General features: G+C 72.3%; 30 protein-coding genes, 1 tRNA gene and 1 pseudogene. 15 read left to right on the forward strand and 17 right to left on the reverse strand.

Translation table 11 applies throughout. From position 1 onward, the window contains the following. The first annotated feature begins 68 nt into the window (after positions 1–68). Both KPF47_RS14115 and KPF47_RS14120 read left to right on the forward strand, forming a co-directional pair. Positions 69–1,280, forward strand: coding sequence for an amidohydrolase family protein (locus KPF47_RS14115; protein WP_224389264.1), 1,212 nt, complete (start codon positions 69–71; stop codon positions 1,278–1,280). 115 nt (positions 1,281–1,395) lie between these two features. Beyond that, entirely contained in the window at positions 1,396–2,070 is a 675-nt protein-coding gene (locus tag KPF47_RS14120; RefSeq protein ID WP_224389265.1) for a uridine kinase, read from the forward strand. Positions 2,071–2,252: 182 nt separating this feature from the next. Here KPF47_RS14120 and KPF47_RS14125 read toward each other — a convergent pair whose 3' ends face one another. Then, on the reverse strand, positions 2,253–2,744 hold the full coding sequence (locus KPF47_RS14125; RefSeq protein WP_224389266.1) for a YajQ family cyclic di-GMP-binding protein: 492 nt from the start codon (positions 2,742–2,744) through the stop codon (positions 2,253–2,255). 97 nt (positions 2,745–2,841) lie between these two features. On the opposite strand from KPF47_RS14125, the gene KPF47_RS14130 reads away from it, so the two are divergent. Beyond that, positions 2,842–2,923 (forward strand) — tRNA-Tyr (locus KPF47_RS14130). 122 nt (positions 2,924–3,045) lie between these two features. Here KPF47_RS14130 and KPF47_RS14135 read toward each other — a convergent pair. From KPF47_RS14135 to KPF47_RS14165, 7 genes are all read right to left on the reverse strand, one after another. Further along, positions 3,046–4,428, reverse strand: coding sequence for a tyrosine-type recombinase/integrase (locus KPF47_RS14135; protein ID WP_224389267.1), 1,383 nt, complete (start codon positions 4,426–4,428; stop codon positions 3,046–3,048). After that, positions 4,425–4,634 carry an AlpA family transcriptional regulator gene (locus tag KPF47_RS14140; RefSeq protein ID WP_224389268.1) on the reverse strand — a complete coding sequence of 70 codons (210 nt, stop codon included), beginning with the start codon at positions 4,632–4,634 and terminating at the stop codon, positions 4,425–4,427. Before KPF47_RS14140 ends, KPF47_RS14135 begins: the two co-directional genes overlap by 4 nt. Continuing rightward, the gene (locus KPF47_RS14145) at positions 4,631–6,295 is read right to left on the reverse strand and encodes a helitron helicase-like domain-containing protein (protein ID WP_224389269.1); all 1,665 of its coding nucleotides are present in this window, start codon (positions 6,293–6,295) and stop codon (positions 4,631–4,633) included. The genes KPF47_RS14140 and KPF47_RS14145 overlap by 4 nt, the downstream gene beginning before the upstream one ends. After that, positions 6,292–7,863: an FtsK/SpoIIIE domain-containing protein gene (locus KPF47_RS14150; RefSeq protein ID WP_224389916.1), complete on the reverse strand. Its 1,572-nt coding sequence runs from the start codon at positions 7,861–7,863 to the stop codon at positions 6,292–6,294. The genes KPF47_RS14145 and KPF47_RS14150 overlap by 4 nt, the downstream gene beginning before the upstream one ends. 223 nt (positions 7,864–8,086) lie before the next feature. Next, entirely contained in the window at positions 8,087–8,446 is a 360-nt protein-coding gene (locus KPF47_RS14155) for a WhiB family transcriptional regulator (RefSeq protein ID WP_224389270.1), read from the reverse strand. Next, positions 8,443–8,841 (reverse strand): hypothetical protein, encoded by a 399-nt coding sequence (locus KPF47_RS14160; RefSeq protein ID WP_224389271.1) that lies wholly within the window; start codon positions 8,839–8,841, stop codon positions 8,443–8,445. Before KPF47_RS14160 ends, KPF47_RS14155 begins: the two co-directional genes overlap by 4 nt. A gap of 189 nt (positions 8,842–9,030) precedes the next feature. Next, positions 9,031–9,459, reverse strand: a complete 429-nt coding sequence (locus KPF47_RS14165) for a plasmid replication, integration and excision activator (RefSeq protein ID WP_224389272.1) — start codon at positions 9,457–9,459, stop codon at positions 9,031–9,033. 125 nt (positions 9,460–9,584) lie between these two features. On the opposite strand from KPF47_RS14165, the gene KPF47_RS14170 reads away from it, so the two are divergent. Together KPF47_RS14170 and KPF47_RS14175 are read left to right on the forward strand one after the other, a co-directional pair. Continuing rightward, positions 9,585–10,412, forward strand: a complete 828-nt coding sequence (locus tag KPF47_RS14170) for a sigma factor-like helix-turn-helix DNA-binding protein (protein ID WP_224389273.1) — start codon at positions 9,585–9,587, stop codon at positions 10,410–10,412. Next, entirely contained in the window at positions 10,412–11,212 is an 801-nt protein-coding gene (locus tag KPF47_RS14175; RefSeq protein ID WP_224389274.1) for a hypothetical protein, read from the forward strand. The genes KPF47_RS14170 and KPF47_RS14175 overlap by 1 nt, the downstream gene beginning before the upstream one ends. Positions 11,213–11,429: 217 nt before the next feature. Here the strand turns inward: KPF47_RS14175 and KPF47_RS14180 are convergent, their stop codons facing one another. Beyond that, the gene (locus KPF47_RS14180) at positions 11,430–12,023 is read right to left on the reverse strand and encodes a LysE family translocator (RefSeq protein ID WP_374108846.1); all 594 of its coding nucleotides are present in this window, start codon (positions 12,021–12,023) and stop codon (positions 11,430–11,432) included. Positions 12,024–12,138: 115 nt separating this feature from the next. Here KPF47_RS14180 and KPF47_RS14185 point away from each other — a divergent pair, with 115 nt between their 5' ends. Beyond that, a complete protein-coding gene (locus KPF47_RS14185) occupies positions 12,139–12,276 on the forward strand; it encodes a hypothetical protein (protein WP_224389276.1) in 138 nt (45 codons plus the stop codon). Between the two features lie 456 nt (positions 12,277–12,732). Further along, positions 12,733–13,609, forward strand: a pseudogene (locus KPF47_RS14190) (IS5 family transposase); the annotation flags it as partial. Positions 13,610–13,624: 15 nt separating this feature from the next. Here KPF47_RS14190 and KPF47_RS40110 read toward each other — a convergent pair. Together KPF47_RS40110 and KPF47_RS14195 are read right to left on the reverse strand one after the other, a co-directional pair. Next, a complete protein-coding gene (locus KPF47_RS40110) occupies positions 13,625–13,747 on the reverse strand; it encodes a hypothetical protein (RefSeq protein WP_255659617.1) in 123 nt (40 codons plus the stop codon). A gap of 84 nt (positions 13,748–13,831) precedes the next feature. Next, a complete protein-coding gene (locus KPF47_RS14195; protein ID WP_224389277.1) occupies positions 13,832–14,878 on the reverse strand; it encodes an acetylserotonin O-methyltransferase in 1,047 nt (348 codons plus the stop codon). Between the two features lie 252 nt (positions 14,879–15,130). Here KPF47_RS14195 and KPF47_RS14200 point away from each other — a divergent pair, with 252 nt between their 5' ends. The 3 genes from KPF47_RS14200 to KPF47_RS14210 all read left to right on the forward strand — a co-directional run bounded on the left by KPF47_RS14200 (position 15,131) and on the right by KPF47_RS14210 (position 17,373). Further along, positions 15,131–15,940, forward strand: a complete 810-nt coding sequence (locus tag KPF47_RS14200) for a methylenetetrahydrofolate reductase (protein WP_224389278.1) — start codon at positions 15,131–15,133, stop codon at positions 15,938–15,940. A gap of 267 nt (positions 15,941–16,207) precedes the next feature. Beyond that, complete coding sequence (locus KPF47_RS14205) at positions 16,208–16,597, forward strand: VOC family protein (protein WP_224389279.1); 390 nt, start codon at positions 16,208–16,210, stop codon at positions 16,595–16,597. A 167-nt stretch (positions 16,598–16,764) separates the two neighbouring features. Continuing rightward, on the forward strand, positions 16,765–17,373 hold the full coding sequence (locus tag KPF47_RS14210) for a hypothetical protein (RefSeq protein WP_224389280.1): 609 nt from the start codon (positions 16,765–16,767) through the stop codon (positions 17,371–17,373). Positions 17,374–17,421: 48 nt separating this feature from the next. Here the strand turns inward: KPF47_RS14210 and KPF47_RS14215 are convergent, their stop codons facing one another. Continuing rightward, positions 17,422–18,165, reverse strand: a complete 744-nt coding sequence (locus tag KPF47_RS14215) for an ANTAR domain-containing protein (protein ID WP_224389281.1) — start codon at positions 18,163–18,165, stop codon at positions 17,422–17,424. A gap of 274 nt (positions 18,166–18,439) precedes the next feature. Between KPF47_RS14215 and KPF47_RS14220 the strand changes: the two genes are divergently transcribed. Both KPF47_RS14220 and KPF47_RS14225 read left to right on the forward strand, forming a co-directional pair. Then, positions 18,440–19,078, forward strand: coding sequence for a dihydrofolate reductase family protein (locus tag KPF47_RS14220; protein ID WP_224389282.1), 639 nt, complete (start codon positions 18,440–18,442; stop codon positions 19,076–19,078). A 5-nt stretch (positions 19,079–19,083) separates the two neighbouring features. Beyond that, positions 19,084–19,638, forward strand: a complete 555-nt coding sequence (locus KPF47_RS14225) for a dihydrofolate reductase family protein (protein ID WP_224389283.1) — start codon at positions 19,084–19,086, stop codon at positions 19,636–19,638. Positions 19,639–19,711: 73 nt separating this feature from the next. On the opposite strand, the gene KPF47_RS14230 is transcribed toward KPF47_RS14225, so the two are convergent. Beyond that, positions 19,712–20,245, reverse strand: coding sequence for a putative immunity protein (locus tag KPF47_RS14230; RefSeq protein ID WP_308015396.1), 534 nt, complete (start codon positions 20,243–20,245; stop codon positions 19,712–19,714). Between the two features lie 45 nt (positions 20,246–20,290). Here KPF47_RS14230 and KPF47_RS14235 point away from each other — a divergent pair, with 45 nt between their 5' ends. Continuing rightward, complete coding sequence (locus KPF47_RS14235) at positions 20,291–20,908, forward strand: GyrI-like domain-containing protein (RefSeq protein ID WP_224389284.1); 618 nt, start codon at positions 20,291–20,293, stop codon at positions 20,906–20,908. Positions 20,909–20,975: 67 nt separating this feature from the next. On the opposite strand, the gene KPF47_RS14240 is transcribed toward KPF47_RS14235, so the two are convergent. Continuing rightward, complete coding sequence (locus KPF47_RS14240; protein ID WP_224389285.1) at positions 20,976–21,470, reverse strand: hypothetical protein; 495 nt, start codon at positions 21,468–21,470, stop codon at positions 20,976–20,978. An 8-nt stretch (positions 21,471–21,478) separates the two neighbouring features. After that, the gene (locus tag KPF47_RS14245) at positions 21,479–22,078 is read right to left on the reverse strand and encodes a TetR/AcrR family transcriptional regulator (RefSeq protein ID WP_224389286.1); all 600 of its coding nucleotides are present in this window, start codon (positions 22,076–22,078) and stop codon (positions 21,479–21,481) included. An 85-nt stretch (positions 22,079–22,163) separates the two neighbouring features. On the opposite strand from KPF47_RS14245, the gene KPF47_RS14250 reads away from it, so the two are divergent. Then, positions 22,164–22,370: a hypothetical protein gene (locus tag KPF47_RS14250; RefSeq protein ID WP_224389287.1), complete on the forward strand. Its 207-nt coding sequence runs from the start codon at positions 22,164–22,166 to the stop codon at positions 22,368–22,370. Between the two features lie 5 nt (positions 22,371–22,375). Here KPF47_RS14250 and KPF47_RS14255 read toward each other — a convergent pair whose 3' ends face one another. After that, positions 22,376–22,729: a VOC family protein gene (locus KPF47_RS14255; RefSeq protein ID WP_224389288.1), complete on the reverse strand. Its 354-nt coding sequence runs from the start codon at positions 22,727–22,729 to the stop codon at positions 22,376–22,378. 17 nt (positions 22,730–22,746) lie between these two features. Between KPF47_RS14255 and KPF47_RS14260 the strand changes: the two genes are divergently transcribed. After that, positions 22,747–23,298 carry a GrpB family protein gene (locus KPF47_RS14260; RefSeq protein WP_224389289.1) on the forward strand — a complete coding sequence of 184 codons (552 nt, stop codon included), beginning with the start codon at positions 22,747–22,749 and terminating at the stop codon, positions 23,296–23,298. Positions 23,299–23,304: 6 nt separating this feature from the next. Here the strand turns inward: KPF47_RS14260 and prcB are convergent, their stop codons facing one another. Further along, positions 23,305–24,096: a proteasome subunit beta gene (gene prcB / locus KPF47_RS14265; RefSeq protein WP_224389290.1), complete on the reverse strand. Its 792-nt coding sequence runs from the start codon at positions 24,094–24,096 to the stop codon at positions 23,305–23,307. Between the last annotated feature and the right edge of the window lie 134 nt (positions 24,097–24,230).

Consider the following 24,230-nt stretch of genomic DNA (forward strand, 5'->3'; position numbering starts at 1 on the left):
GGGGCGCATCGAGGGGTTGCGTCCCGCAGGAGCCGGCCCGCCCGCGACCCTCACCGGAGGACCCGACCGTGCGCACCGTCTTCACCGATGTCCGCGTCTTCGACGGGGAGCAGGTGCACCCGTCCACGACGGTCCTCGTCGAGGACGGCCTCGTGGCCGGCGTCGGAGGGCCCGCGCCACAGGGCCACGTCGACCGGACCGTCGACGGCACCGGCCGCACCCTGCTGCCCGGTCTCGTGGACTCCCACGCCCACACCCTGCCTGAGGACCTCACGACCGCGCTGCGGTTCGGGGTCACGACCGTGCTGGAGATGGGGGGCCCGTCCTCGGCCGCGGACCGCGCGGCGTGGGCGGCCCGTCCCGACAGCGCCGACGTCCGCAGCGCCGGACAACCGGTCACGGCCCCGCACGGTCATCCCACCCAGCTGTTCGCGGGCCTGAGCGGCCCCGGCGTCCCCGATCCGGCGCAGTGGCCGCAGACCAGCTCGCCCGACGAGGCGCGGATCCTGGTCGATCGTCTCGTCGCCGGCGGCTCCGACTACGTCAAGTTCATCCTCGAGGAGGGCACCGTCATGGGCGCCCCCGGTCTCCCGTTGCTGCCCCACGACGCCTACGACGCCGGAGTGCGGGCCACCCACGAGCACGGTCGCCTGGCGATGACCCACGCCCAGACGGCCGCCACCTGGGACCAGGCGGTCCGGGGCGGTACCGACGCCCTGGTCCACCTGTTCATCGACCGGCCGCACGACGACCGGCTGGTCGACGCGGTGGCCGCCTCGGGGGCCTTCGTCACCCCCTGTCTGGTGCTCGCCCGCTCCTTCATGGGCATCCCCGCCACCGAGCCGGCCGCCGACCCACGCGTCAGCGGCCGGCTGACTCCGGCCTGGAACGCGGCCCTGGGCCGGTCACTGTCCACCTGGGACGCGCCGTTCGACGACGCGCTGGCCACCGTGGCAGCCCTCGACACGGCCGGTGTGGACGTCCTCGTCGGCACCGATGCCTCTGTGGACTTCCCCTCCGGTGGTGGCCTGGCGCACGGCGCGAGCGTGCACCACGAGATGGCCCTGCTCGTCGAGGCGGGCTTCTCCCCGGTCCGCGCGCTGCGGGCGGCGACGGCGGTTCCGGCCCGGCGTTTCGGCCTCGACGACCGTGGACGCATCGCCGCCGGGCTGCGCGCCGACCTGCTGCTCGTCGACGGCGACCCGACCACCACGATCGGCGACAGCCTGTCGATCGTGGGCGTGTGGCGGGGCGGGCAGGAGACGACCGGGCGTCCCTGACCGACGCCCCCGCGGTCGGAGACGTCGACCGTGCCCGTCCCGGCGTCGCGTCGTGGACCGGCGTCGGGAGGTCCTCGCAGCCGCACCCCGACGGCGCCCGGGCCATCATGGCGGCATGGATCCCGAGCGGCGACCGGCCGTCGCCGCGACGTCCGCCGGCGGGCGCCCACCGGCGGAGGTGCTCGCCATCCGGCTCCGGCAGGCGCTGCCGGCCCGGCAGGGACCGCTCGTCGTCGGGGTCGACGGCCGCAGCGGGGCCGGGAAGTCGACCCTCACCGCGCAGGTGGCGGCGTACCTCGCGCGACACCCCGACGGGGTGGGACGGGTCACGGTCGTCGAGGGCGACGACTTCTACGCCGGCGGCAGCGCGGGGACCTGGGACGCGAGGACCGCTCCGGAGAGGGTGGACCTGGTCATCGACTGGCACCGTCAGCGCGACGTACTGGAACGGCTGCGCGCGGACGGTGTCGCACGATGGCGCGGCTTCGACTGGGACAGCGAGCACTGGGACGCCGAGGTCGCCCCGCTGACCGCGTCGGCGACCACCGCGGTGGCCGCCCCGCTGATCCTGCTCGAGGGTGCCTACAGCTGCCGGCCCGAGCTGCACCCGCTGCTGGATCTGCGGGTGCTGCTGACGGCCCCGGGCGAGGTCCGCCTGCGGCGGCTGGTGCAGCGTGACGGTGACGACCACGACGCCGGCTGGACGGCCCGGTGGTCGGCGGCCGAGGACCACTACTTCGGGAGCGTGATGCCCCCGGAGCGCTTCGATCTCGTTCTCGGAGCAGGGTGACCTCGTCGTCCGGCGCGACACCGGGACGACCGGCGCGCGGAACCGGGGGCCGCCGGGTTCCCGCCGGCCGGTCGTCCGGGTCCGGACCGGGGCGGCTCCGGCGGTGCCGGGACGCCGGTGGACCCGGCACACGGCGATCCCGTGCCCGCCCCGGGCCCGGCGCCCGGTTCAGCGGGAGCCGGTCACCGGTAGTTGGTGAACTGCAGCGCGATGCCGAAGTCCCGGGACTTGAGCAGCGCGATGACGGCCTGCAGGTCGTCCTTCTTCTTGCCCGAGACGCGCAGCTGGTCACCCTGGATCTGGGCCTGGACACCCTTGAGCTTCTCGTCGCGGATGGCCTTGCTGATCTCCTTGGCCTTGTCCTGCGCGATGCCCTGCAGGATCGTGCCGCCCGCCTTGTAGGACTTGCCCGACAGCTGGGGCTCGTCCACCTCGAGCGCCTTGAGGCTGATCGACCGCTTGATCAGCTTCTCCTTGAACACCTCGATCCCGGCGAGCAGACGCTCCTCGGTGTCGGACTCGAAGGTCACGGCCTCCTCGCCGGCCCACGCGACCGTCGTGTTGGTGCCGCGGAAGTCGAAGCGCTGGGACAGCTCCTTAGCGGCCTGGTTCAGGGCGTTGTCCACCTCCTGGCGCTCCACCTTGCTCACGACGTCGAACGACGGGTCGGCCATCGGTCACTCCCTCGGGGTCGGTCGGGGCCCCCTCGTGGGGGGCCGTCGGTCGTGTCGTATCCTCGTCCACGCACTCAGCGAGAGCGACGTGCACCCCGGCTGGTTGCCCGAGCGGCCAAAGGGAGCGGACTGTAAATCCGTCGGCGTAGCCTTCCCAGGTTCGAATCCTGGACCAGCCACAGCAGGTGAAAAAGACCCCCGACCAGCGGAAACGCTGGAACCGGGGGTCTCTTTCGTTGTCCGGGTCCGTCCGGCTGTGACCGGGCTTCTACGGGTGTTCACGGACGCATCACGGACGCGATCATGAAAGGCCGTCGCGGAGAGCCTGCTCGACCCGGCGGCGCAGGGCGTCGTCCTGACCGGCGATGCACTTGGCGTAGACCCGCAGCAGGACGTTGACGCTGTGCCCGGCCCACTGGGCGACCTGGGTGGCAGGGACGCCCCCGTTGAGCCACGTCGACACCGCGGCGTGTCGGAGGTCGTAGGGGCGGCGGGCGAGCGGCGAGGTGGCCTCCTCCGGCGAGAGCGCGGCCAGTCGGGCAGCAGCCCACAGACGCCCGTAGTGGCTCTCGGACAGGGCACCGCCGCGCGCTCCGCGGAACAGGCGACCGTCCGATGTGGTGCCTTGCTCGGTCAGGTGCTCGCGCAGGATCGCGGTCAGCTCCGGCGGGCTCGGTACCACCCGCACCTCGTCCACGCTGCGGTGCTTGAGCTGGCGCGGTTCCCGACGGGTGCCGGACTCACTCCACGACCGACCGGCGGCCGGGGCGGACGTGCTCAGGTACAGCTCACCCCACCCGGACTCGGGCAGCGCCAACGCCTCCTTGCGAAGATCCACAGCCTCACCGGGACGCAGAGCGGCGTAGTACATGACCGCGAAGAACGCCACGAGCGGCGGGCCTGAGCGCAGTTGCCGAACAGCGGCGAACAGGGTGCGGGCCTGACCGTGGTTGAGCACGACGCGCGGGTCCACGGCCTCGGCGAGCTTCGGCGTCCGCCACTTGATCGACGTCAGCGGGTTCCCGGTCAGGTGCCCCCGCTCGACGGCGAACTCGACGGCGTTGAATAGGATCGCCCGTTTCCGGCTGACCGTGGACGGCGCGGCCGGTCTTCCGTCGAGGCGCAGTGCCAGGGCGTCGAGGACCGGGCGCAGCACACGCGGATCGGCGAGATCGGTGACCGGACGGGTGTTCTTCGCGACCCAGCGTTCTGCCCGGGCGAGGTGTGCCGGTGGCGGCCCCTCGGCTCGGCGGCGGGCGTTGAACGACCAGCCGTAGAGCAGCTCTCGCAGCACCGGCAGCGAAGGCCGGCCTTTCGTCGTGGCCAACAGCTCGGGAGTGACCGTCGCCAGGGACTCGGCGATACCCTGACGACTCTTACCGGCGGCGTGCGGCCACTTCATGTCGACGTAGGCACAAGCGTGGTCGTACCAGCTCGTGGTCACGACCTCGGTGCGCTGCCAGGACATCGGGCGCCCGGAGGCGACGTCAAAGGGCTCACCCTGGCGCGTCAGGCTCAGCAGGTCCGCGCGGAAGCTCTCGGCGAGCGCCCGGGTGGCGAACGAGTCGTGCCACTCCTTCCGTCCCACCAGCCAACGCACCCGGTACGTCGTGCCCGAGCGCCAGGCGCGCTTGCTGATACCCCAGATGCGGACGTCGTAGGTCGTCTCGCGGTCCCCACTCACGCCGCATCCGCCAGAGCAGCGAGCCAGGCATCCAGGTCCGCCCGGCAGACTCGGATCGCACCGTTCGGGAGCCGGACGCAGCGCGGCCCCCTTCCGAGCTGACGCCACTGGTAGAAGGTCGAACGAGCCACCTGCAGCTCCGCGCACAGCTGCTCCACCGTCAGCTGCTCCGTGCCCGCGACCGGAGTCCAATCCTTGGCCTTCATGCCGCTGCTCCCTCGGTTGCCGAACGGTCGTCGGGTGGTGCGTCGGTGGTGGCGAGGAGGGCGGCGTCGTAGTCGGCGCGCCATCGGGAGCGTTGGTTGATCGCGTGCAGAAGCAGCACCGTGCGGGGTGGTACGTCGCTGTCCCCGGGCTTGGTCGTCTCCCAGGTGAACGGGCCGTCGTCGACGGCATAGGCGGGCTTCACCCCGGCCTGGTCGAGCAGTTGCCGAACGAACGCGGTCCGCTCGGCCCGGTGGTCCGACAGCGACTTGTTGGACCACTTCCGTGAGACCAGCACCCGGCGCCCGGCAATCCCGAGGTGCTCGGGCTTGTGTGCTTTGCCCGTGCAATGCCCTGGCGTCGTGCCGGGTCGGGCGCCCTTGGGCTCGATGCCGTAGAGCAGCCAGATCGGGCAGCGCGGCGAGCACGGCGTGATCGCGAGTTCGGCGGCGAGGCGGCGGGCGTGTTCCCGCTGAGGGGACGTGGCGGTGTCGTCGAGGCCGGCGGCCTGCCCGACGGACTTGGTGAGGTACTTGGTCAGGTAGCCGATGTGGCGGCCGGCCTCCTCCGAACCGCCGAGGATGCCCTTCACGTGGACCTGCGGCCCGAACACCACCGTGTGCGCCGGAGTGGTCAGTGCGTCCGGGTCGGTGGCCTCGTCCCAGGTCGGCAGCGGCTCGCGAGTCTCGGGGTCGACGAACGCCTTGTGGTGGTTGTCCCAGCGCGGGAGCCGGTCCCCGCTGTAGACGATCTCGTCGTGGGTCGGCCACCACACCTGGTGGTAGGTCGCGGCCGTGATCGCGCGCAGCTCGGAGCGGGGGATGGTGCCGCGGATGGCGGCGTGGAAGTGCGGTGCTCCGCGTTTCTGGGGCTCGACGGTGCCGAAGTACTGCACGTCCCAGCCCACGCACCGGCGGGTGTTCTGCCAGAACCGGTCGAGCAGCTTCGGGAAGTGGATCGCGTCCCGCGCGGCGCGGCGGTAGTCGTAGGAGTCGGGGTCGAGGGCGGCGCCGTGCTTGTCCACCCGCCCATAGGTATCCAGCGTGAGCGTGAGGAAGGTCGAGGGCCGGTACTTCCCGCCGAACACCCGGCCCACGGTGCGGTCCTCCACCGGACGCCGCGGAAGGTTCGGCGCGTCCTGCCGACGCCGGGTCGAGCGACGCACGGTCTGCGGGCCGGGGTCGAGCGGGGCGAGCCGTCCTCGGACGCCGAGGGCGCGTAGTTCCTGGTCGAGCTCGGCGACGGTCTCGCGGATCTCCTCGCACTCGGCGTCGTCGCCCTTGGCGCGGGCGTCGGTGTAGGCGGCGTGCAGGTCGGCGCGGACCGTCATCAGCTCCTTCTGCGCTGTGGTGGGGTCGGCGGGCTTGGCGATGGGTTCGTTCTCGAGGTGCCAGCCCTCGCGGCACTGGACCATCCGCAGGCGTCGGGCCTTCTCCGCGCACGGGCGGCACTGGTCCTCCCGCGTCGACCCGCACGGCACGGGAACGACGTCGACCCGACCCGTGCTCTGGTCGATCCGGCGCATCGCGAGCGGTCGGACGCACACTCCGTGGTCCTCGGCGAGCTGGTTCGCGACCTCGGCCGAGAGGGCGAGCATCGCCTTCTGGGCGCGGGTCATCGACTCCTGGTCCACAGCCGCCGGGGCGGTCTGCTCGGCGGTCATGCGGCACCTCCGGTGGGCAGAGCGGGCGTACCAGGCCGGAACGGCAGCACCGGCGCCGGCCGTCGGGCCGGGTCCGGGGAGGGTGCGGTCACGAACCGTTCGAGAGCCTTGATCGCCTCGTCCGGCACCCAGGACGCCCGGACCCGCAGGGGTTCGCGGACGCCCTCGCCGAACAGGTAGCCGACGCCGGGTTCGGACTCGCCGATGCGGTTCGCCCACGCGCCCCGGTCATAGACCTGGTCCCCGAGGACCATCCCGACGTGGCTCTTGGAGGCCACGCGCAGGCAGATGCGGCGCGGGAACAGCTCCCGGACCGGGACGGTGTCCTTGGTCGGCTCCTGCACGTAGCCGCGGACGGTGTATCCGAGGGCGCGGCCCTGGGTGGTCAGCAGCGCGATGCGCTCGGTGATCGCTTCGCGGGTTTTGCGGTCGCCGACGTAGCGGAGCAGGGCGCCGATCTCGTCGAACTCGACGATCTCCAACGGGGTGTCGCGGGTGATCGGCACGAGGCGGGTGGTTCCGGCGTGGGCGCGTTTGCGGGTCTCCATCTGCTCGACCAGGTCGTCGAGCAGCGCCAACGCGTCGCGGGAGGTGACGGCGTAGCGGTGGAAGACGTCGCGGCCGTAGGCAAGTTCCATGCCCTTGGGGTCGATCCCGTTGACCCGCACCAGGCCGTCCCGGATCGCGGGTGCGATCGAGAGCAGGGGCGCCCACATCAGGGAGCCCTTGCCCGCGCCGGTGGCGCCGCCGACCAGGGTGTGGCTGCCGCGGATCGACTGCCGCCACTCGGTCCCGTACTCCGTCGCCCCGGACACGACTCGGTCCAGGTCGATCGCGTCGCCGGTGAGGCCGGCCATCGCGTCGAGGACGGGGGCGTCGATGACGCGGTCGAGCAGGTTGCGGCGCTGGTAGTCGATCGACACCACGTTCGGGCCCAGCTCGCGGACCTGGCAGCGGTTCACCCCGCGAGCGACGGCCAGCGCCCGGGCGGCGGTGTCGAAGTCCTCCGGGGTCTGCCCGGGCACCAGACGCACCGTCACTTCGTCCCAGGACGGGCCGGAACGCACCGACAGGATGCGCGGGAGCTGGTCGCGGCGCGGCCGGGACCGGGGCGCGGTCGCGGTCCGTCGGAGCGGGTTGACCTGGATGACCGTGGCCCCGGCCCGGTCGGGGACGGTCAGGTTGCAGGAGCGCAGCCAGCGCGGCATCCGCGGGGCGTAGACGGCCCAGCGCTGCCACCACGACCGGATCCGCCGCCCGGCCCAGTGGTCGAACGGCAGCGGCGCCGCGACCCGCCACAGCCCTAGCGCGGCCGCGACGGTGAGCGCGACGAGCAGCAGCGACGGCCAGCCCCACCACCAGCACCACGCCGACACCACCGTGATGGTGGAGGTGGTGCGCCAGTGCCGGGCCGCCCACACCAGCGCGAGGACGATGCCCTTGGCGGCGAGGTAGAGGGCGACGAACACCACGGCGGCGGTGGCGAGGGCTTCCAGGACCCGCGCGAGGTAGTGCCCGACCCGGTACAGGACGTAGAGCACGGCTGCCAGGGCGGCGCCGCCGACCATGCTGATCTGCTCCCAGGACAGCGGCACGTCCGCAGCCGGGGTGACGACGGCGGCGAGGGTGGTGGTGATCATCGACGGTCTCCCTTCCGACGGACGGTGGTGAGCGGAACGAGCACGAGCTGGTCGAGGTGATCGGCGCACCGACGGCGCCGCGGGTCGGGGCGCTCGTGCAGCGGGGTCCGGCAGACCTCGCACCGCGGCGGGCGCGGCGGCTTCGCGGCGCTCATGCGACGTCACCCCCGGCCGTCGGGACCGTGGTGGCGGGGGCGGTGGTGATGGTGAGTCCGGCGCGGTGCAGGGTCCGGCGCTCCGCGGGGGTGGTGCCGCCGGTGATCCCGAACCGCCGCGCCGGGTCCTCCGTGGCGAGGACGTCGGCCAGGCAGGCGGCGCGCACGGGGCAGCCCCGGCACACCCGACGCGGCGGCTCTACCGAGGCGGCGCGGTCGTCGACGGGGAAGAACAGCTCGGTGTCCAACCCGCGGCAGGCGGCGTCTTGGCGCCAGCCTGGTCCGGTGACGGCGACGGTGGGGTCGGTGATGGGGACCAGCCGCAGCACCGGCCGGCCGGACGACACGGGGCTCATCGGGCCACCGCCGTCGAGGTGTCGGGGAGGCCGGGGGCGGTGGGCTCGGTCAGGCCGAGGTCGTGCCAGTTCGACATGGCCCCCGCGACCTCGGAGGTCGGACGCCGGTCGGCGCGGGCCTGCCAGTCGTCGGCGGTGTCGGACCAGAACCGAGCCTCGCGCTCGGCGACCGAGACCGCGGCGTAGGCGGCCTGGGCGTGGATCATCGGCATGGCGTGGTCGGCGACGATGCTGCGCTCCAACACCGCCCACCAGCGGGCCCGGCGCGAGTGCAGCTCGGCCAGGCGCCGGGCGCGGGCCGCGTGCGCGACCGGGTCCAGCGACGGAACCGGGTCGAGTGTGGCCGCGATGGCGACGGCGACCCGGCGGAGGCCGGCCTCCACGAGACGTGCCACCGGCACGACCTCGGCGTTGGTGGGAGTGGTCGTGGTCAGGGCATGACGGGGTAGGGACGAGTGCATCTACGCTCGGTGTCCTTCTGAGTCTTGAGTGCCTGGCAGGGCTACGAGGGGCGAAGAAGATCGGAGGGGAGCCCGGTTCCAGCGGGCTTCCCTCCACCTGGTGCAGCGGCGGTGAGTGGCAGCTCAGGCCGCGTCCTGGTTCTTGCCCGGCGCCGGTCGGTGGCCGTGACCGGCGGGGGCACGCATCCCGGCGGCGCGGAAGCTGTAGGCGACGCGGGGCCGGCCGCCGGTCTCCTGCACGTACGGGGTGACGGTGAGGCCGTCGAACTCGACCGGGCGGAACGGCAGCCCGGCGGCGGCCTCGGGCGGGACCGGCTGGTGCGGCGCCGCGATCTTCACCGTGACCGTCTTGTCGGTGCGACGTGCCTCGGGGTCGGCGTCGAGGACCGAGACCGACCACACCGGCAGGCCGGAGTCCTTGTCGGTCTGCTGCACGGGGCGGCCGGGGGAGGACTTGTCGAAGTCCCGGACCGGCTCGACCTCGGACACCACGAACGCGCCGTGGGGGAACACGTCGCCCATCGCGACGGGGAACTTGTTCTTGATCGCCATGACTGGACCTCTCGTTTATCCCCCTAAACTCGAACGGCCGGGTTGGTCGCGAGTTGGTTGAGGGGGGCTAAACGCAAGAGTGACCGGTTGGCGCTGGGCTGTCAAGTCCCCCTAAACTCGCTGTGGTGAGTGGTCCCGACGACTTCGACGCCGTGCGCGCCGACCCGGACCCGATCAGCCGTGGGCGTCGGGCGACGGCGCTGATGTCGCTCTACCAGCAGCGGGCGACCGAACTGGCCCGCCTGCGACGCGAGGCCATCGAGCAGGCGCACGCAGAGCAGGACATGACCTACTCCGAGATCGCGACCGCGCTCGGGATCACCAAGGGTCGGGTCACCCAGATCCGCAGCGGGGCACCGGCACGCGAACGGGTGTTCTTCGGGGTCGGGCCGGTGTCGGTCGGGGTGCCGCTGCGCGAGGGCACCGACACCCGGATGCGGTCCTACGTCGACGTCACCGACCTCACCAGCCAGGCCGAGGCCGAGACGCTGCTCGGGACGCTGGCCCTGACCGTCGAACCGGTCACGATCGCCCCGGACCAGGGAGTCCCACCCGGTGGCGACGCCATCGTGATCTGCGGACCGAAGTCCGCGCCCGTCGGGGCCGCGCTGCTCGACAGCGACCCGGCCCTGGGGATGGTGCGCGAGGCGGACCGCTGGTGGATCGCCGTCCGCGAGACGGGGGAGCGGCTCGGGTCCCCGCTCGGAGACACGCCGCCTGCCAACGCCGATCTCGGCTATCTGTCGCGTCGTCGCGACGGCGACCGGGTCGTGGCGCACATCGCGGGCATCCACAGCCCAGGGTCGCTCGGCGTCCTGCACTACCTCGCCGGGAACCTCGCATCGCTGCACCGGGCGGTCGGCGATCGAGATTTCAGCCTGGTCGTGCGCTGCGAGCTCGACGGCCCGAAGATCGCCGATTCGGTGCTGGTCAGCGGCCCGCACTTCTGGTGATGCGCGCGGCCACGGCCCAGCTCGCAGGCGGCGAGCGCAACGCCGACCGCGTCCTGATCGGCGAGGATGCGGTGGTGGTGCTCGACGGGGCGACGGCGTTCGAGCCCGTCGACCTGGACCCGGGGGAGTACGCGGAGGCCATCGGTCGGCAGATCATCCGACGGCTTCCCGGCGCCACGATCGCCGACGCCGTGGCCGGAGCCATCCGCGACACCGCCGACGCCTACGACCTGCGCGCCGGGCGGTCGCCGTCGAGCACCGTGAGCGTGCTGCGAGTAGGCGACGGTGAGACCGACCTCTATGTGCTGGGGGACAGCCCGATCCACTACGGGACAGAGCAATCTGTGCACGTCCTGCGGGACACTCGACTCGACGATCTCGCATCCTCCGAACGAATCGCCTACGTCGAGGCGCTCCGGGCCGGACACGGCTACACCGAGCAGCACCGGCGCGCTCTGGTGCAGCTCCAACGGGAACAGCGGCGGCACCGGAACCGGTCCGGCGGCTACTGGATCGCCGAAGCCGACCCCTCGGCGGCCTACCACGGGGTCACCCGCACCGTCCCACGAGACGCGATCTCCTGGGCGCTCCTGGCAACCGACGGCGCGGCCGACCTGCTGGGCGAACGGCCCCACCATGCGTGGTCGGACATCGCCGCCTACGACGGCGACCAGCTCCGGGACCTGCTCGACCGGCTGCACCAGTGGGAACGCGACGTCGATCCGGACGGCCAGCGGCTACCGCGGGCCAAGCGCCACGACGACAAGACGCTGGTCGCCGTGCCCGACGTGTTCGCCTGACTCGTCCCGACCCGACGAGCGGTCACGTCCCCATGCTGCCGAATCCGCCTCTTGAGGATCAAGGCGCCGCCTCCGGCGGCGCGGGGGGCCGGCCACGCCGGCCCCCGTCGCTCGCTCACTACACCTCCGGCCCGTTCGCGGCGCCGTGGTCCGGCTACCCGGCCCCCCGAGCCACGGGGCAACGCACTGACCCCAGAAGCGATCGGTCAGGAGCCGTTCAGCGCGACTCGACCGCGAGACGCCCGGCGAACAGCACGCAGGTGGCCGCGAACGTGCGCCGCAGCCAGGCCATGACCTTCGGCCGGGTGATGACCTGGTTGCGCATGGCGGTCGCGAAGATCCCGTAGGCGGCGAACACCACGAAGGTCACGGCCATGAACACGAGGCTCAGCCACACCATGTGCCAGGTTCCGTTGATCTCCCCGGCGGGCACGAACTGGGGCAGGAACGCGAAGAAGAAGATCGTCAGCTTCGGGTTCAGCAGGTTGATCAGCACGGCGGTGTGGATGATCCGCCAGGACGCGATCGGGGCGGTGTCCTCCTGCACCTGGACCGCGGAGGTGTCGCGCGGTGTCTGCCAGGCCAGGAACAGCAGATAGGCCACGCCCACCCACTTGATGGTCTGGAACGCGACGGCGGAGGCGTTCAGGATCGCCGCGAGGCCGGTGATCGCGGCGACCATGTGCGGGACGCCGCCGAGCGTGCAGCCGAACGCGGCGACGATGCTGGGCCGTGCGCCGCGCGAGAGCCCGGTGGCGATCGAGTACACGGCACCGGTGCCCGGGGTGGCGACCACGACAAGGGTGGTCAAGAGGAACGCGACGCTCATCGGCCTGCCTTCGGGGAGTCGTTTGAGCGAACAGTACGACGCTCGTCCCTGGTGGTCACGGCTGTTGAACGGTTCGCTTGGCTGGCGGTGGCAGACGATGCGCGGTCCCCCTCGGCCGGATAAGAGGTCATTTCAGAACGAGGTCGACGTGTCTGTTGTAGACGACAAGCGGCTATCTGACCTGCCGTTTGATCTGTCGTCGAGGGGTCAATGGAAACTCGACAAGTCGTTCTGAAACGACCTCTAAGTGTCCACGCCGCGCCGCCGGCCGCAAGGGCGCCTGCGGCGTCGCTACGCGATGGCTGCGCCACCCTTGCCCCCGTCGCCACGACGAGGAGAGCGGCCAGTACGAGGGGGACGGGGGAGGAGCGGGCGCAACACCAGTCGGAGTCGCCCGCGCCGAATACGTGTCGAAGTTCGTCACCAACGACGACGGAGGATCACGACGCCGCAGGTCAGAGGCCGTGACTAGTCGTCAGTCAGGCTCCCTTAAAAGGGTCCCAGTGTCGGTTCGAGTCCGACCGGGGGACCCCGTTTCCACGGCGAGACTACCCCTCTGACCAGCCGTTACACCCGCCACCGCCACCATGGTGTTGCCCGGCGGGCACCGGTGCTGACCGGGGTTCACCGGGTGCCTGCGCTAGGGCGCGTCTCCTAACCCGGCTGGTCGGGCCTGCGCGATGATCAGTAGGTGTCGCGCCGTGCCGTCCTGACCGATGCCCAGTGGGACCGACTCGAGCCGTTACTGCCCTCGTCGGACGGGATGCCAGGGCGCCCGTTCGCCGATCACCGCAGAGTGATCGAGGGGATCATCTACCGGTTCCGCTGCGGGCTGGCCTGGCGTGATGTCCCGGTCGAGTTCGGGCTGTGGCAGACCCTATGGAAACGCCACCGCCGCTACTGCGGTGACGGCACCTGGGACCAGGTTCTCGCAGCTCTGCTCGCCGATGCCGACTCCGCCGGTCTCGTGGACTGGGCCGTGTCGGTCGACTCGACGATCATCCGCGCTCACCAACACGCCGCGACCCTGCAGCGAGACACAGGGGGCCGGATCGAACTACAAGAATCTGCTGATCGAGCCACCCGATCACGCCTTGGGCCGCTCCCGCGGAGGGCTCGGCACGAAGATCCACCAGCTCGTTGACGGACACGGCCGCCCGCTGGTCGTACTCGTCGGCCCCGGACAGGCCGGTGACGCCCCGATGTTCGCGCACCTGATGTCACATCTGAGCGTCGGACGGGTCGGTCCGGGCCGACCGCGGACCCGACCCGAGCGGGTCCGCGCAGATAAGGCCTACTCCTCACGCGCCATCCGCGCCCACCTGCGCAGACGACGGATCGTCGCGGTCATCCCGGAGCCGGCTGACCAGCAGGGACACCGGAAACGACGCGGCACATGCGGCGGTCGACCACCGGCGTTCGACCGGGTCGACTACCGCGGCCGCAACGTCGTCGAACGCGGGTTCTGCGAGGTCAAGCAGTGGCGCGGCCTCGCGACCCGCTACGACAAACTCGCCCTGACCTTCCGCGGCGGGGTCGTCCTGAAGACCATCGTGACCTGGTTGCGCACTTTAGAGGTCGTTTCAGAACGACTTGTCGAGTTTCCATTGACCCCTCGACGACAGATCAAACGGCAGGTCAGATAGCCGCTTGTCGTCTACAACAGACACGTCGACCTCGTTCTGAAATGACCTCTTAGGAGACACGCCCTAGGCGCTGAACCCCCCGGCCCGTTCGCGGCGCCGTGGCTCGGCGACCCGGCCCCTGGGCACCGTGACGTGTCCTTGCTCCTAGAAGGGCTTTCGGGCGAGGAGGACTCCGCGGTCAGCGATCGTCGACCGGTGCTCGACATCGACGAAGCCGATCAGCTCGGCCATGTCGCTCAGCTCGCCGACGGACCAGCACTTCCCCGGGGTGGAGTGCATCAGCAGCACCGAGTACTCAGCTACCGGCAGCGGGCCACGCTTGTCGCGAGCGATGTGCGTGTCGTGCTCCAGTAGCCAGCCACCCGGTCGCAGCGCGTCGAATGATGCGCGGAGCAGGTGCTCGACCCTGGCCTTGTCCCAGTCGTGCAGGACCTGGGAGAACAGGTGCACGTCGTGATCGCCCGGCAGGGCGTCGGTGAACATGTCACCGGTCACGACGCCGAGGCGACCGGTGTAGCCGCGGTCCTCGATCAGGGTTCGGGCAGCGACGTCGACGGGGGATCGTTCGAAGACCGTCCCGCGCGCTTCGGGGTGTGCATCGAGCAGTGCCGAGGCGTAGATCCCGGAGCTACCTCCGACATCGAGAATCCGGTCCATCGGTATGTCGCTCACCGCGGCAGCCAGTCGTGGGGCCAGGAACGCCCCTCGCGCATCCATCGCAGCGGTGATCCGCCCCGCGAATGCCACGTCTCCCAGACGACCCGACCAGTCACCGGCGGCGGTGGCCGGCTTCGCGCTGGCCCACGCGGCCTGCTCATCGGTACGCAGAACGTGGGCGAGTTCGAGTGCGGCCGGCCTCTCCGACAGGGACCCGTAGTAGGGGCGAAGATCGAGCGGCGAACCTGCGACGAGGTGGGCGCGGCCGAGCTCGGTCACCTCGATGACGTCGCCGTTCTGGACGTCGCGCTCGATCAACCCGTGCGCGGCGCAGAGCGTGAACAGGACGTCGGCGGGCCGGGGGGCCAGACCCAGTGCCGCGCACGCGGCGGACACCGTCGTGGGTCCGTGCTCGGCGAGCCAGGTGAACAAGTCGAACTCCGACACTGCCGTGATCAGTAGGTCAGCGGCGTAAGCGCCGTCCCTGATGCGGTACAGGCCGGTGGGGTCCGGAGCGTCGTCGACTGCGACCACCATCGGACCCTAACGCTGCTCGTCCTGGTTGTGAGCAGTTATCGAGTGCGTGGGCTCCGCACCGACTCGACACCGCTCGGGAGATCACCAGCAGGCCGGGGGGTGGGTGAAAAGCCCCCGCCGGGTGTCGTTCACGGACGCTGTGGGCGCAGACAGGCGGTCCGTACTCGCGCTGCAGGTCAGAGCCGGTCTGACGGCTCTCTGCGCCTTCGCTCCCGTGCGGGCGGTGGCCCGGGCCTATGGTCATGGCTCATGACCGACGGGTTCCGCATCGTCTGCGAGATCGAGCCACCGACGAGGCCCGATCTCACCCACGCCCGCCACCAGATCGGCGTCCTGAGCCCCGTGGCGCACTCGTTCCTGATCCCCGACAACCACCTCGGTCGAGCCACGGTGTCCAGCATCGCGGTCGCCAACGAGGTCCGTGCGATGGGTGGCACCAGCATCGCCTGCGTGAACTCCCGCGACCGCAACCTGCTCGGGTTCCGACGGGATCTCCTGACCGCCGCCGCCTACGGTGTGGACCAGTTCCTCTTCGTGCAGGGCGACAAGCCGTCCGCCGGTGATCGCACCGGAGAGCTGACGGTGCGAGCCATGATCGAGGAGGCGCGTGCGGCGACCGACCAGGAAGCCTTCGCGGGGGTGGCTCCTTTCCGCCTCGGCGTGACTGCCGGGCACCGGCGTCGGATGGCGGCCTGGAAGCAGGAAGCCGACTTCGTCTTCATCCAGGTCGGCTTCTCGGTGGAGACGTTCCTGCGGTGGCGTGAGGCGAACCCGACCGACCTGCCGGTGTACGCCGGCGTCATGGTTCTCGCGAGTCCCGGGATGGCGACCAGGTTGCGCGCCGGCATCCCCGACATCGACATCCCGGACGAGCTGGTCGACCGCGTCACGACGTGCCCGACCGCGGGGGTCGACGCGGCGTGCGAGCAGATCGAGGCGCTCCGTGACACCGGAGCGTTCGCCGGAGTCCACCTCGTGCCGGTCAGCCGCTTCCGCGAGGTGGCGGCGAAGCTCGAACGGCAGCCGCTGCCGCGCCGGAACCACCCCTCTGACCGGTGACGACACCCGCCGCGACCGCGATGAGCTGTCCGGTGGGCACGGGCGCCGACCGGGGTTCCGCGGGACAGGCGACCGCTGCCTCGTGACCTCGTCCGCTCGTACGAGTCGTGGTCGGCGGAGGAGACGGGACCCCGAGCCGGTTCCGCGACGGCACCGGGCCAGGAGGCGCGATCAACCGCTCGGGCAGGTGGCCGACGAGAATCGGACACCCCGACGGTCAACCCTTCCGACGGCGCCCGCACCGGCGGGCCGGCGCAGGGAGATCACATGAGCGACACGTCCACATCGCGGCCGAAGGTCGGTATGTACGCCTTTCGCACGCCCGACCCCCGCCGGTTGGGGGCGTTCTGGGCCGAGGTGATGAGCCTGCCGGTGTCGGAGCACTCGACCGACGACCTCGTCATGCTCGATCTCGACCACCAGGTCGCCCCGATCACCTGGATGTTCGAACGCGACGACTCCGCCGGGAACGGCCCCACCCGCACCGGGCTGGACCTCACCCACGACGACGAGGGCGCGTGGCGAGCGATCGCGGATCGGGCCGAGAGCGCCGGCGCCACCCGGGAGGGCGAGCACGAGAACGGCGGCGTCCGATGGATCGCCATGACCGACCCCGACGGCAACGCGTTCCGGGTCTTCGCTCCCCGTCCCTCCTGAACGATGCGAGCCCGGCGGGTTCCGCCCGCGCCCGGTACCGCTTCGGGGATCAGGGTGCGCGGCGAAGCCGGTGAGGAGTGCAACGGTCCTCGGCACGTCCGCCGCCGGGCCCCGGAACGCGTGCCCCTGAGACGATCCGACCCGGGCACGGCGAGGGGGAGGCGGCCATGCTGGATCCGAGCTGGGTCTTTCTCAGCGCCGCGCTCGGTCTGGTCGGCAGCATCCGCTACGCGATCGCGACGCTCGCCGGGACCGCCCGCCCCAACCTCGTGACCTGGGTCCTCTGGGCGGTCGCACCGCTGGTGGGCTTCTCCGCGCAGCTCTCCGCAGGGGTCGGTCTCCCCGCCGTGCTCACTCTGGCGGCAGGGCTCGGCCCGCTCGTCGTCGTCGCATCGGCCCTCGCGACCAGACACGGCCACGCGGCGATCGGCCCCGTCGACATCGTCTGTGCGGTGATCGCCGCCGCGGCGCTCGCCGTCTGGATCGGCTTCGACGCGGCTCCCACCGCGGTGGCCCTCGCCGTCGGAGCCGACGCGGCGGCGGCGCTGCCCACCATCCGGAAAGCCTGGCGCGATCCCGGCTCGGAGAACCTGCTGTTCTACGTCCTGGTCGGCCTCGGAGCCACGATCACGCTGCTGACGCTGGACAGCTGGGCGCCGTCCGAGTGGGCCTTTGCGACGTACATGCTGGTCCTGTGCGCCGTGCTCGTCGGAGTCGTCTCCGCAGCCCGGCGACCGCGGGAGCACCCCGCTTCCCGATCGAGACCACCCCTCTGACCATCGGTGCCGTCCCGGCGCCCCGGTGTCCGTCCACGCCTCCGCGGCTCAGCCGGAGTCCGGCCCCGACCGCGCCCGCGGCACCGGTGCGGCCCGCTCCTCCGCCTCGCGGCAGAGCACCGTGGCCACCTCACCGAGCTTCATGTTGAGGTCCTGGGAGGACCGCACGAGGAGCTGGAAAGCGCCGTCGTCGCCGAGCTGGAAGCGCTCCATCAGGATGCCCTTGGCGCGGCCGATCACGTCACGGCTCCGCAGGGCTCTCGCCAGGTTCTCGGCCTGCTGCGCGCCGGACACCGCCACCGCGGCCTGGGCGGCGAGCACGGCCATGATGGTGCGCGAGCGCTCGTCGCCGAACGCGCCGACCTCGTCGGACCACACCGTCAGCTCCCCGATCGGACGGTCGCCGGGGGCCATGGCACGGCACAGGACGCTGCGCATCCCCGCACGCGCGGCGGCCGGGGCGAAGACCGGCCACCGATCGCCGGCCGCGGTGACGTCGTCGACCACGACCTCGGTCGCCGAGCCGGCGGCGATGGCGTCGAGGCACGGCCCGTGACCGCAGTCCGCCATCACCCGGGCCAGCTCCGGCGTCCGCTCGTCGGTGGCGCCCAGGCAACGCAGGCCGGAACGGTCCCGCGTGGCCAGCGTCGCCCACCTGGCGCGGGGTACCGCCTGCACCAGGCCGTCGCAGATCCGGGCGTACTGCTGCGCCGGGGCCCGGGCGGACCCCGGTTCGCCGAGCAGGAGCTCTGCCTGCGCACGCAGGACCGAGTGCAGTTCCTGTGTCTCCACGACGATCAGACCCTCCTCGCCGGTCGCGAAGCGTCAGCCCTCGGGCTGGCCCGACGGAACCGTGCCACGACCCGCGGCTGGCGACCGAGTGTCGCGGCACGGCCGCACCCCATCGGGGCTGCGCAACAGATCCCCGGCGGCCGCACGGGACGAGGGCGCCGACGCCTCCTCGGGTCGGGCCGCCCGGCGGATTTCCACCGTCGCGCTTCCGGGCGATGAGTTCCGCGGCGTCGGGCGGTCGACCACGGTGGTCCGTGACCACCGAGGAGGCCCCATGTCCCGCACCCGGGTGCACAACCTGAACATCTCGCTCGACGGCTGTGCGGCCGGCGACCACGTGACCCTCGACGCCCCGATCGGCGACGCCCGGGCGCTGTTCTCCGGGTTCGACGGGCGGTTCATCCACGGGATCGACGGGGTGGACGCCCCCGTCACCCTGGACGGTGCCCTGACCTCGCTCTGGGGGCAGGGGATCGGCGCCGAGATCATGGGGCGGCGCAAGTTCGGACCGCAGACCGGTCCCTGGCCCGACGACGGCTGGCAGGGCTGGTGGGGTGACGAGCCGCCGTTCCGCACGCCGGTGTTCGTCATGACCCACCACCCGCGGCCGCCGATCGAGTTCGCGAACGGGACGAGCTTCCACTTCGTCGACGGGTCGGCGCAGGAGGTGCTGACGGTCGCGCAGGAGGCCGCGGGCGACCTGGACGTCCGGCTCGGCGGGGGCCCCTCGACGATCCGGCAGTTCCTCGGCGCCGACCTGGTCGACGTCATGCACGTGGTGATCCTGCCGGTCGTGCTGGGACGTGGGGTGTCCCCGTGGGAGGGGCTGAGCGGCGTCGAGGACCGGTTCACGGTCGAGTCGGTCGCCTCGCCGAGCGGGCGCATCCACCAGTTCTGGAACCGGAAGGGCTGACACCCATGGGCCGCGTGACCTACTCCATGAGCATGTCCCTCGACGGCTTCGTCGAGGACCCCACCGGCAGCATCGCCTTCGGCGACCCCGACGAGGAGGTGCACCGCCTGTCCAACGACCAGACGCGTGCGACGTCGGTGTTCCTGTTCGGGCGCAACCTCTACGACATCATGGAGGACTTCTGGACCGCCCCCGAGCGGGCCGACGGCCACCCGGTGGAGGCGGAGTTCGCGCAGCTCTACACCGCGATCCCGCGGGTGGTGTTCTCCGACTCGTTGACCTCCGTCGCGCCCGGGTGCCGTCTCGTCCGCCGCGCCGACGCCCTGGGGGAGGTGGCCCGGCTGAAGGAGGAGACCGACGGCGAGCTGGCCGTGGTCGGGCCCGGGCTGGCCGCGTCGCTGCTGGACCTGATCGACGAGTTCCGCCCGCGGGTGGTGCCGGTCGTCCTGGGCGGCGGGAAGCCGTTCCTGCCGCCCGGCGCCGACCTGCGGCTGCGGCTGGTCGAGCAGCGGGTGTTCGACGGCGGGACCGTGCACCTGCGCTACGAGCGCGTCCGCTGAGCCGGGAGGCGTTCGCAACGGCAGCGCTCGCCGGGGTGGGGCGCGCCGCGGGAGCGTCGGCGGGACCACGGCCTCATCGGTCGCGCAGTGCGTCGTCCAGCGCGGTCGTCAGCGCGGCGACGCGGCTGCGGCCGGGTGCCGCACGCGGGTAGCGGCACAGGACGTCGACCAGCTCCGGGGTCGCGCGGCGCCGGGCCCGGTCGAGCTGCGCGTCGCCGGACCGGGGTGCGTCGCCGTCGGCCAGCTCGACGGCGTGGGCGGCGTGCGCGGCCGCGCGCAGGATGTGGCCGACCTGGGTGGCCCTCGCCAGCGGGTGCAGGTAGGCGGACGCGGCGGCGTCGGCGGCGGCCAGTGCGGCGTGCCGGCCGGACGGGGTGGCGGCGAGCTTCGCCGCCCGCGCCGCGTCGACGGCGGTCACCCGCTGCAGCCGGGACCGCTCGGCGCCGCAGGCGAAGGACCACGCCGCGGCGAGCGCGGCCCGGGGACGGTCGTCGCCGGGGACGTCGAACAGGGGGAGCGCCTCGGCGGCGCACGCCGCGGCGAACCCGGTCACGACCCGCAGGTCGGCCATGGTGAGCGCGACGTCCCCCGGTCCGATGTGTGCCACCGCAGCACCTTCCCGCAGCGGAGGGGCATCGGCCAGGATGGGTCCGTGCCGACCACGGTGGACCTCAAGCGGGAGCTGCCCTGCTACGCCGCGCGTCGGGACACCCCCGAGCTGGTCGACGTCCCCGACATGCGCTTCCTCATGATCGACGGCCACGGCGACCCGAACACGCCCGTCTACACCGACGCCGTCGGGGCGCTGTACCCGGTCGCCTACGCCTGCAAGTTCGCGAGCAGGCGCGAGCTCGGGCGCGACCACGTCGTGATGCCGCTGGAGGGGCTCTGGTGGGCCGAGGACATGGACGCGTTCACCCTGGCCCGCGACAAGAGCCGCTGGTCCTGGACCATGATGATCATGATCCCGGACTGGGTGCCCGAGGCGATGGTCGACGACGCCGTCGCCACCGTGCGGCGGAGGAAGGCGCCGCAGCGGATCGACGATGTCCGGTTCGCGACGCTGTCCGAAGGGCGCTGCGTCCAGGCCCTGCACGTCGGCCCCTACGACGACGAGGCCCCGCTCCTGCACCGCATCCACACGGAGTTCGTCCCGGAGCACGGGCTGCGCATGACCGGCCGCCACCACGAGATCTACCTCGGTGACCCGCGCCGGACCGCCCCGGACATGCTGCGCACCATCCTGCGTCAGCCCGTCACCGACGCGTGACCACCGGGTGCGGAGCGCAGCGTCCGCGAGACGGGCGCCGCGCTCCACAGCCGGTGAGCACCCTCGCTCAGGCCGGGCGGTAGCGATAGCGCGCCAGGTACACGCAGTACCCGACGATCCCGGCGACCAGCAGTGCCAGCACCACCCAGACCGGCCCGACCGGCAGCCGTGGGGGCTGGACGCGGGTCGCGTACACCGCCGTCACCGGGACCGCGGTGAGCAGCAGCAGCGTCCCGCCGAAGATCCGTCCCATGTCCTCGGCGAGCATGTGGCGCAGCCGCCCGACCCGCTGCGGCGCCGTCCAGTACTCCCGGTGCGGCACCGAGATCCGCGTCAGCGACCCGGTCGTGACCAGGCGGTGGAGCCCCGCGCCGATCCCGGCCACGAGCAGCCCGAACAGCGTCCCGAGCGTCAGGAACCGGGTACGGCTGCCGAACGCGGTCGGCGCGCCCGTGGGGTCGAAGTGCAGCGGCACCCCGTCGTCGGGCAGCTCGCCGGCTGCCCACACCAGGGCGAAGGCGTAGAACACCGAGCCGGCGAGGAGCGGGAACCAGGGGCGCACGGCCCGGATCATTCCGGGTCGCCGACCGGCCCGCGCGCCGTGGCGGGGGCGAGCCGGTCGAGCATCGCGGTCAGCGTGCGCCGGGCCCGGTCGACGGGGGCGCCGTGCAGCGCGACCTCCGTGCTGAGCCCGGAGGTGAGTGCCAGCAGCGCGTGGGCGTCGGTTTCCGGGGTGGCGGAGCCGGCGTCGGTGACGACCCGGACGGTCAGGGCGTGGATCTCCTCGTCGCCGTCGGTCAGGATCGCCCGGGCCCGCTCGTCGACCTCGCGGGTGGCGAAGGCGGCGTGGATGCGCAGCGCGTCGCGGGTCCGCGGGTGCGCGCCGAGCAGCTCGTCGAGGATCGTCGCGAGGACGGTCCGCTCGTCGCCGCCCGCGGCCCGGGCCCTGGCCTCGATCCGTGCCTCCATCTGCCGGTGCGACCGGTCCAGGGCGTGCAGCAGCAGCGCGTCCTTGCTGGCGAAGTAGTGCTGCACGCGGCCCATCGAGATGCCGGCCTCGGCCGCGACCGAGCGCAGCGAGACCGCCTCGGTGCCCGACCGGGCGACGAGCGCGAGCACGGCGTCGGCGATCTCGGAGCGGCGGGCGTCGTGGTCGACGGAGCGGGGCACGACGCCACCGTAGCAATGCGGTCGCATTGACAACGCACGCCGGGGACTGTTGCAATGCGAGTGCATCGCAAACCAGGGAGGGCATGTGAAGACGGCACAGAACATCGCCGGGTTCCTCGGGGTGGTCCTCGGCGTGATCCCGCTGCTGCAGTACCTGATCACCGGCCGGATCGGCCTGTGGTCCTTCGTGGTCGGCGACGCGCCGGCGCTGCCGTGGGCCTACCCCGCGGTCCTGCTCGTGGTCACCGCGGTCGTGGTCGTGGTGGCCGACCGGCGGGAGAAGGCGGGCTGATCCGGTCAGTCCTGCCGCGGCGAGCCGTAGCGCAGCAGGTTGTTGTCCGGGTCGTGGTGGGCGCCCTCGCGCAGCCCGTAGGACGTGTCGACCGGGGCCACCTCGCGACCACCGGGCACCGCCGACCAGCGGGTGTGGAGGGCGTCCGCGTCGTCCACGTGCAGGTAGGCGCAGCCCGCGGTCCGCGCCGGGTCGTGGTCGGGCAGGAGCGAGACGTGCAGCTCGACGCCGCCGAGGACGGCGAAGCCGTAGCCGTCGTCGGAACGCTCCACGGTGAACCCGAGCGCGCGGTAGTGGTCCAGCCACCGGTCGAGATCGGTGGTGGCGAAGACCGGGGCGACCGAGCGCAGCGTGGACACCGAGGCAGTCTGCCCGCATGCTCGCCACCGTGACCAGTCGCGAGGAGCAGCTGAGCCGGGCTCTCGTCCACGGGATGCGGCCGGTCCTGGTGGAGCTCGCCGAGCCCGACCCGGAATGGCCCGCCGCCTTCGACGCCGCGGCCGCCCGGCTGCGCGCGGTGCTGGGGGAGCGGGCGCACCGGATCGAGCACATCGGCTCCACCTCGGTGCCGGGCCTGGCCGCGAAACCGGTGATCGACGTCGTCGTCGCGCTCGAGGACCCCGACGACGAGCCGGCCTACCTGGCCGCCCTGCTCGCCGAGGGCTACGACCTGCGGGTCCGCGAACCCGGGCACCGCTGCCTGCGCGGCGCCGTCGGCGACCTCGCGGTGAACCTGCACTGCTACCCCGACGGCAGCCCGGAGATCACCCGCTACCTGGTGTTCCGGGACCGCCTGCGGACCTGCGCCGAGGACCGGGAGCGCTACGAGGCCCACAAGCGCGGGCTGGCCGGGCGCGTCTGGCCGGACATGAACCTCTACGCCGACGCCAAGGGCCCGGTGATCGAGGAGATCATCGCCCGGGGCTGAACCCCCTCAGCCGCCCGGACGTTCCGCCCGCTCGGCGAGCATCCGTCCGGTCGCCGCCCGGACCTCGTCCTCGCCGACCTCCTCGGCCCCGCGCGCGGTCACGGTGATCAGGTTCGGGAACAGCGAGCGGGTCAGGTCGGGACCCGCGGTGGCGGTGTCGTCGTCGGCGGCGTCCCACAACGCGTTCACCGCGAGCGCGATCGCCCCGGCCCGGTCGACGCCCGGGTCGTGCCGCTTCTTCAGCGACGCCTCGGCGAACTGCGAGCCCGACCCGATGCCGACGTAGCCGGACCGGGCGCGCTTGGTGCTGCCGGTCGGGTCGTAGGTGACGATGCGCACCGGGTCGGGGTCGGTCGGGTCGTAGCCGACGAACAGCGGCAGCGCGACGAAGCCCTGCATCGCCGCGCCCAGGTTCTCCCGCACGATGCTCGACAGCCTGCGGACCTTGCCGTCCTGGCTGATCGGGGCGCCCTCGACCTTCTCGTACTGCTCCACCTCGGCCGCGAACAGCTTCAGCATCTGCAGCGCGTGCCCGACCGAGCCGGCGAACCCGGCGGCGGAGGTGTCGTCGATGCCGACGACCTTCACCAGGTCCTTCTGCGCGATCAGATTGCCGGAGGTGGCGCGCCGGTCCCCGGCGAGCAGCACGCCGTCGGCCCAGGTCAGCGCGATGATCGTGGTGCCGTGCGGGACGTCCAGGTCGGCCGGCACCCGCCGGTCGGGGTCGCGCGGGAGGTGCGAGGGCAGCAGCTCGGGGGCGTGCGCACGCAGCTGCTCGAGGAACGAGGGTCCGGTCATGAGGGGGAGCGGGCTCCTTCGCACTGCGGGACGGGGTCGGACCCGATCCTTCCCGCCCGCGGCGCGCCGGTCCACCCGCGGTGGAGTGGCACACTCGCGACGGTGAGCGCACGGAGCCGGGCCGAGTCCTTCTG

The organism is Pseudonocardia sp. ICBG1293 (assembly GCF_020131355.1).
In the GTDB taxonomy this organism is placed as follows: Bacteria; Actinomycetota; Actinomycetes; order Mycobacteriales; family Pseudonocardiaceae; genus Pseudonocardia.

Bases quoted from the DNA above. Each gene is read 5' to 3' on its own strand.
- KPF47_RS14120 (WP_224389265.1), top strand. From the start codon at position 1,396: ATGGATCCCGAGCGGCGACCGGCCGTCGCCGCGACGTCCGCCGGCGGG.
- KPF47_RS14125 (WP_224389266.1), bottom strand. From the start codon at position 2,744: ATGGCCGACCCGTCGTTCGACGTCGTGAGCAAGGTGGAGCGCCAGGAG.
- KPF47_RS14140 (WP_224389268.1), bottom strand. From the start codon at position 4,634: ATGAAGGCCAAGGATTGGACTCCGGTCGCGGGCACGGAGCAGCTGACG.
- KPF47_RS14145 (WP_224389269.1), bottom strand. From the start codon at position 6,295: ATGACCGCCGAGCAGACCGCCCCGGCGGCTGTGGACCAGGAGTCGATG.
- KPF47_RS14150 (WP_224389916.1), bottom strand. From the start codon at position 7,863: ATGGTCGGCGGCGCCGCCCTGGCAGCCGTGCTCTACGTCCTGTACCGG.
- KPF47_RS14155 (WP_224389270.1), bottom strand. From the start codon at position 8,446: ATGAGCCCCGTGTCGTCCGGCCGGCCGGTGCTGCGGCTGGTCCCCATC.
- KPF47_RS14165 (WP_224389272.1), bottom strand. From the start codon at position 9,459: ATGGCGATCAAGAACAAGTTCCCCGTCGCGATGGGCGACGTGTTCCCC.
- KPF47_RS14175 (WP_224389274.1), top strand. From the start codon at position 10,412: ATGCGCGCGGCCACGGCCCAGCTCGCAGGCGGCGAGCGCAACGCCGAC.
- KPF47_RS14185 (WP_224389276.1), top strand. From the start codon at position 12,139: ATGCGCGGTCCCCCTCGGCCGGATAAGAGGTCATTTCAGAACGAGGTC.
- KPF47_RS14200 (WP_224389278.1), top strand. From the start codon at position 15,131: ATGACCGACGGGTTCCGCATCGTCTGCGAGATCGAGCCACCGACGAGG.
- KPF47_RS14205 (WP_224389279.1), top strand. From the start codon at position 16,208: ATGAGCGACACGTCCACATCGCGGCCGAAGGTCGGTATGTACGCCTTT.
- KPF47_RS14210 (WP_224389280.1), top strand. From the start codon at position 16,765: ATGCTGGATCCGAGCTGGGTCTTTCTCAGCGCCGCGCTCGGTCTGGTC.
- KPF47_RS14220 (WP_224389282.1), top strand. From the start codon at position 18,440: ATGTCCCGCACCCGGGTGCACAACCTGAACATCTCGCTCGACGGCTGT.
- KPF47_RS14225 (WP_224389283.1), top strand. From the start codon at position 19,084: ATGGGCCGCGTGACCTACTCCATGAGCATGTCCCTCGACGGCTTCGTC.
- KPF47_RS14260 (WP_224389289.1), top strand. From the start codon at position 22,747: ATGCTCGCCACCGTGACCAGTCGCGAGGAGCAGCTGAGCCGGGCTCTC.
- prcB (WP_224389290.1), bottom strand. From the start codon at position 24,096: ATGACCGGACCCTCGTTCCTCGAGCAGCTGCGTGCGCACGCCCCCGAG.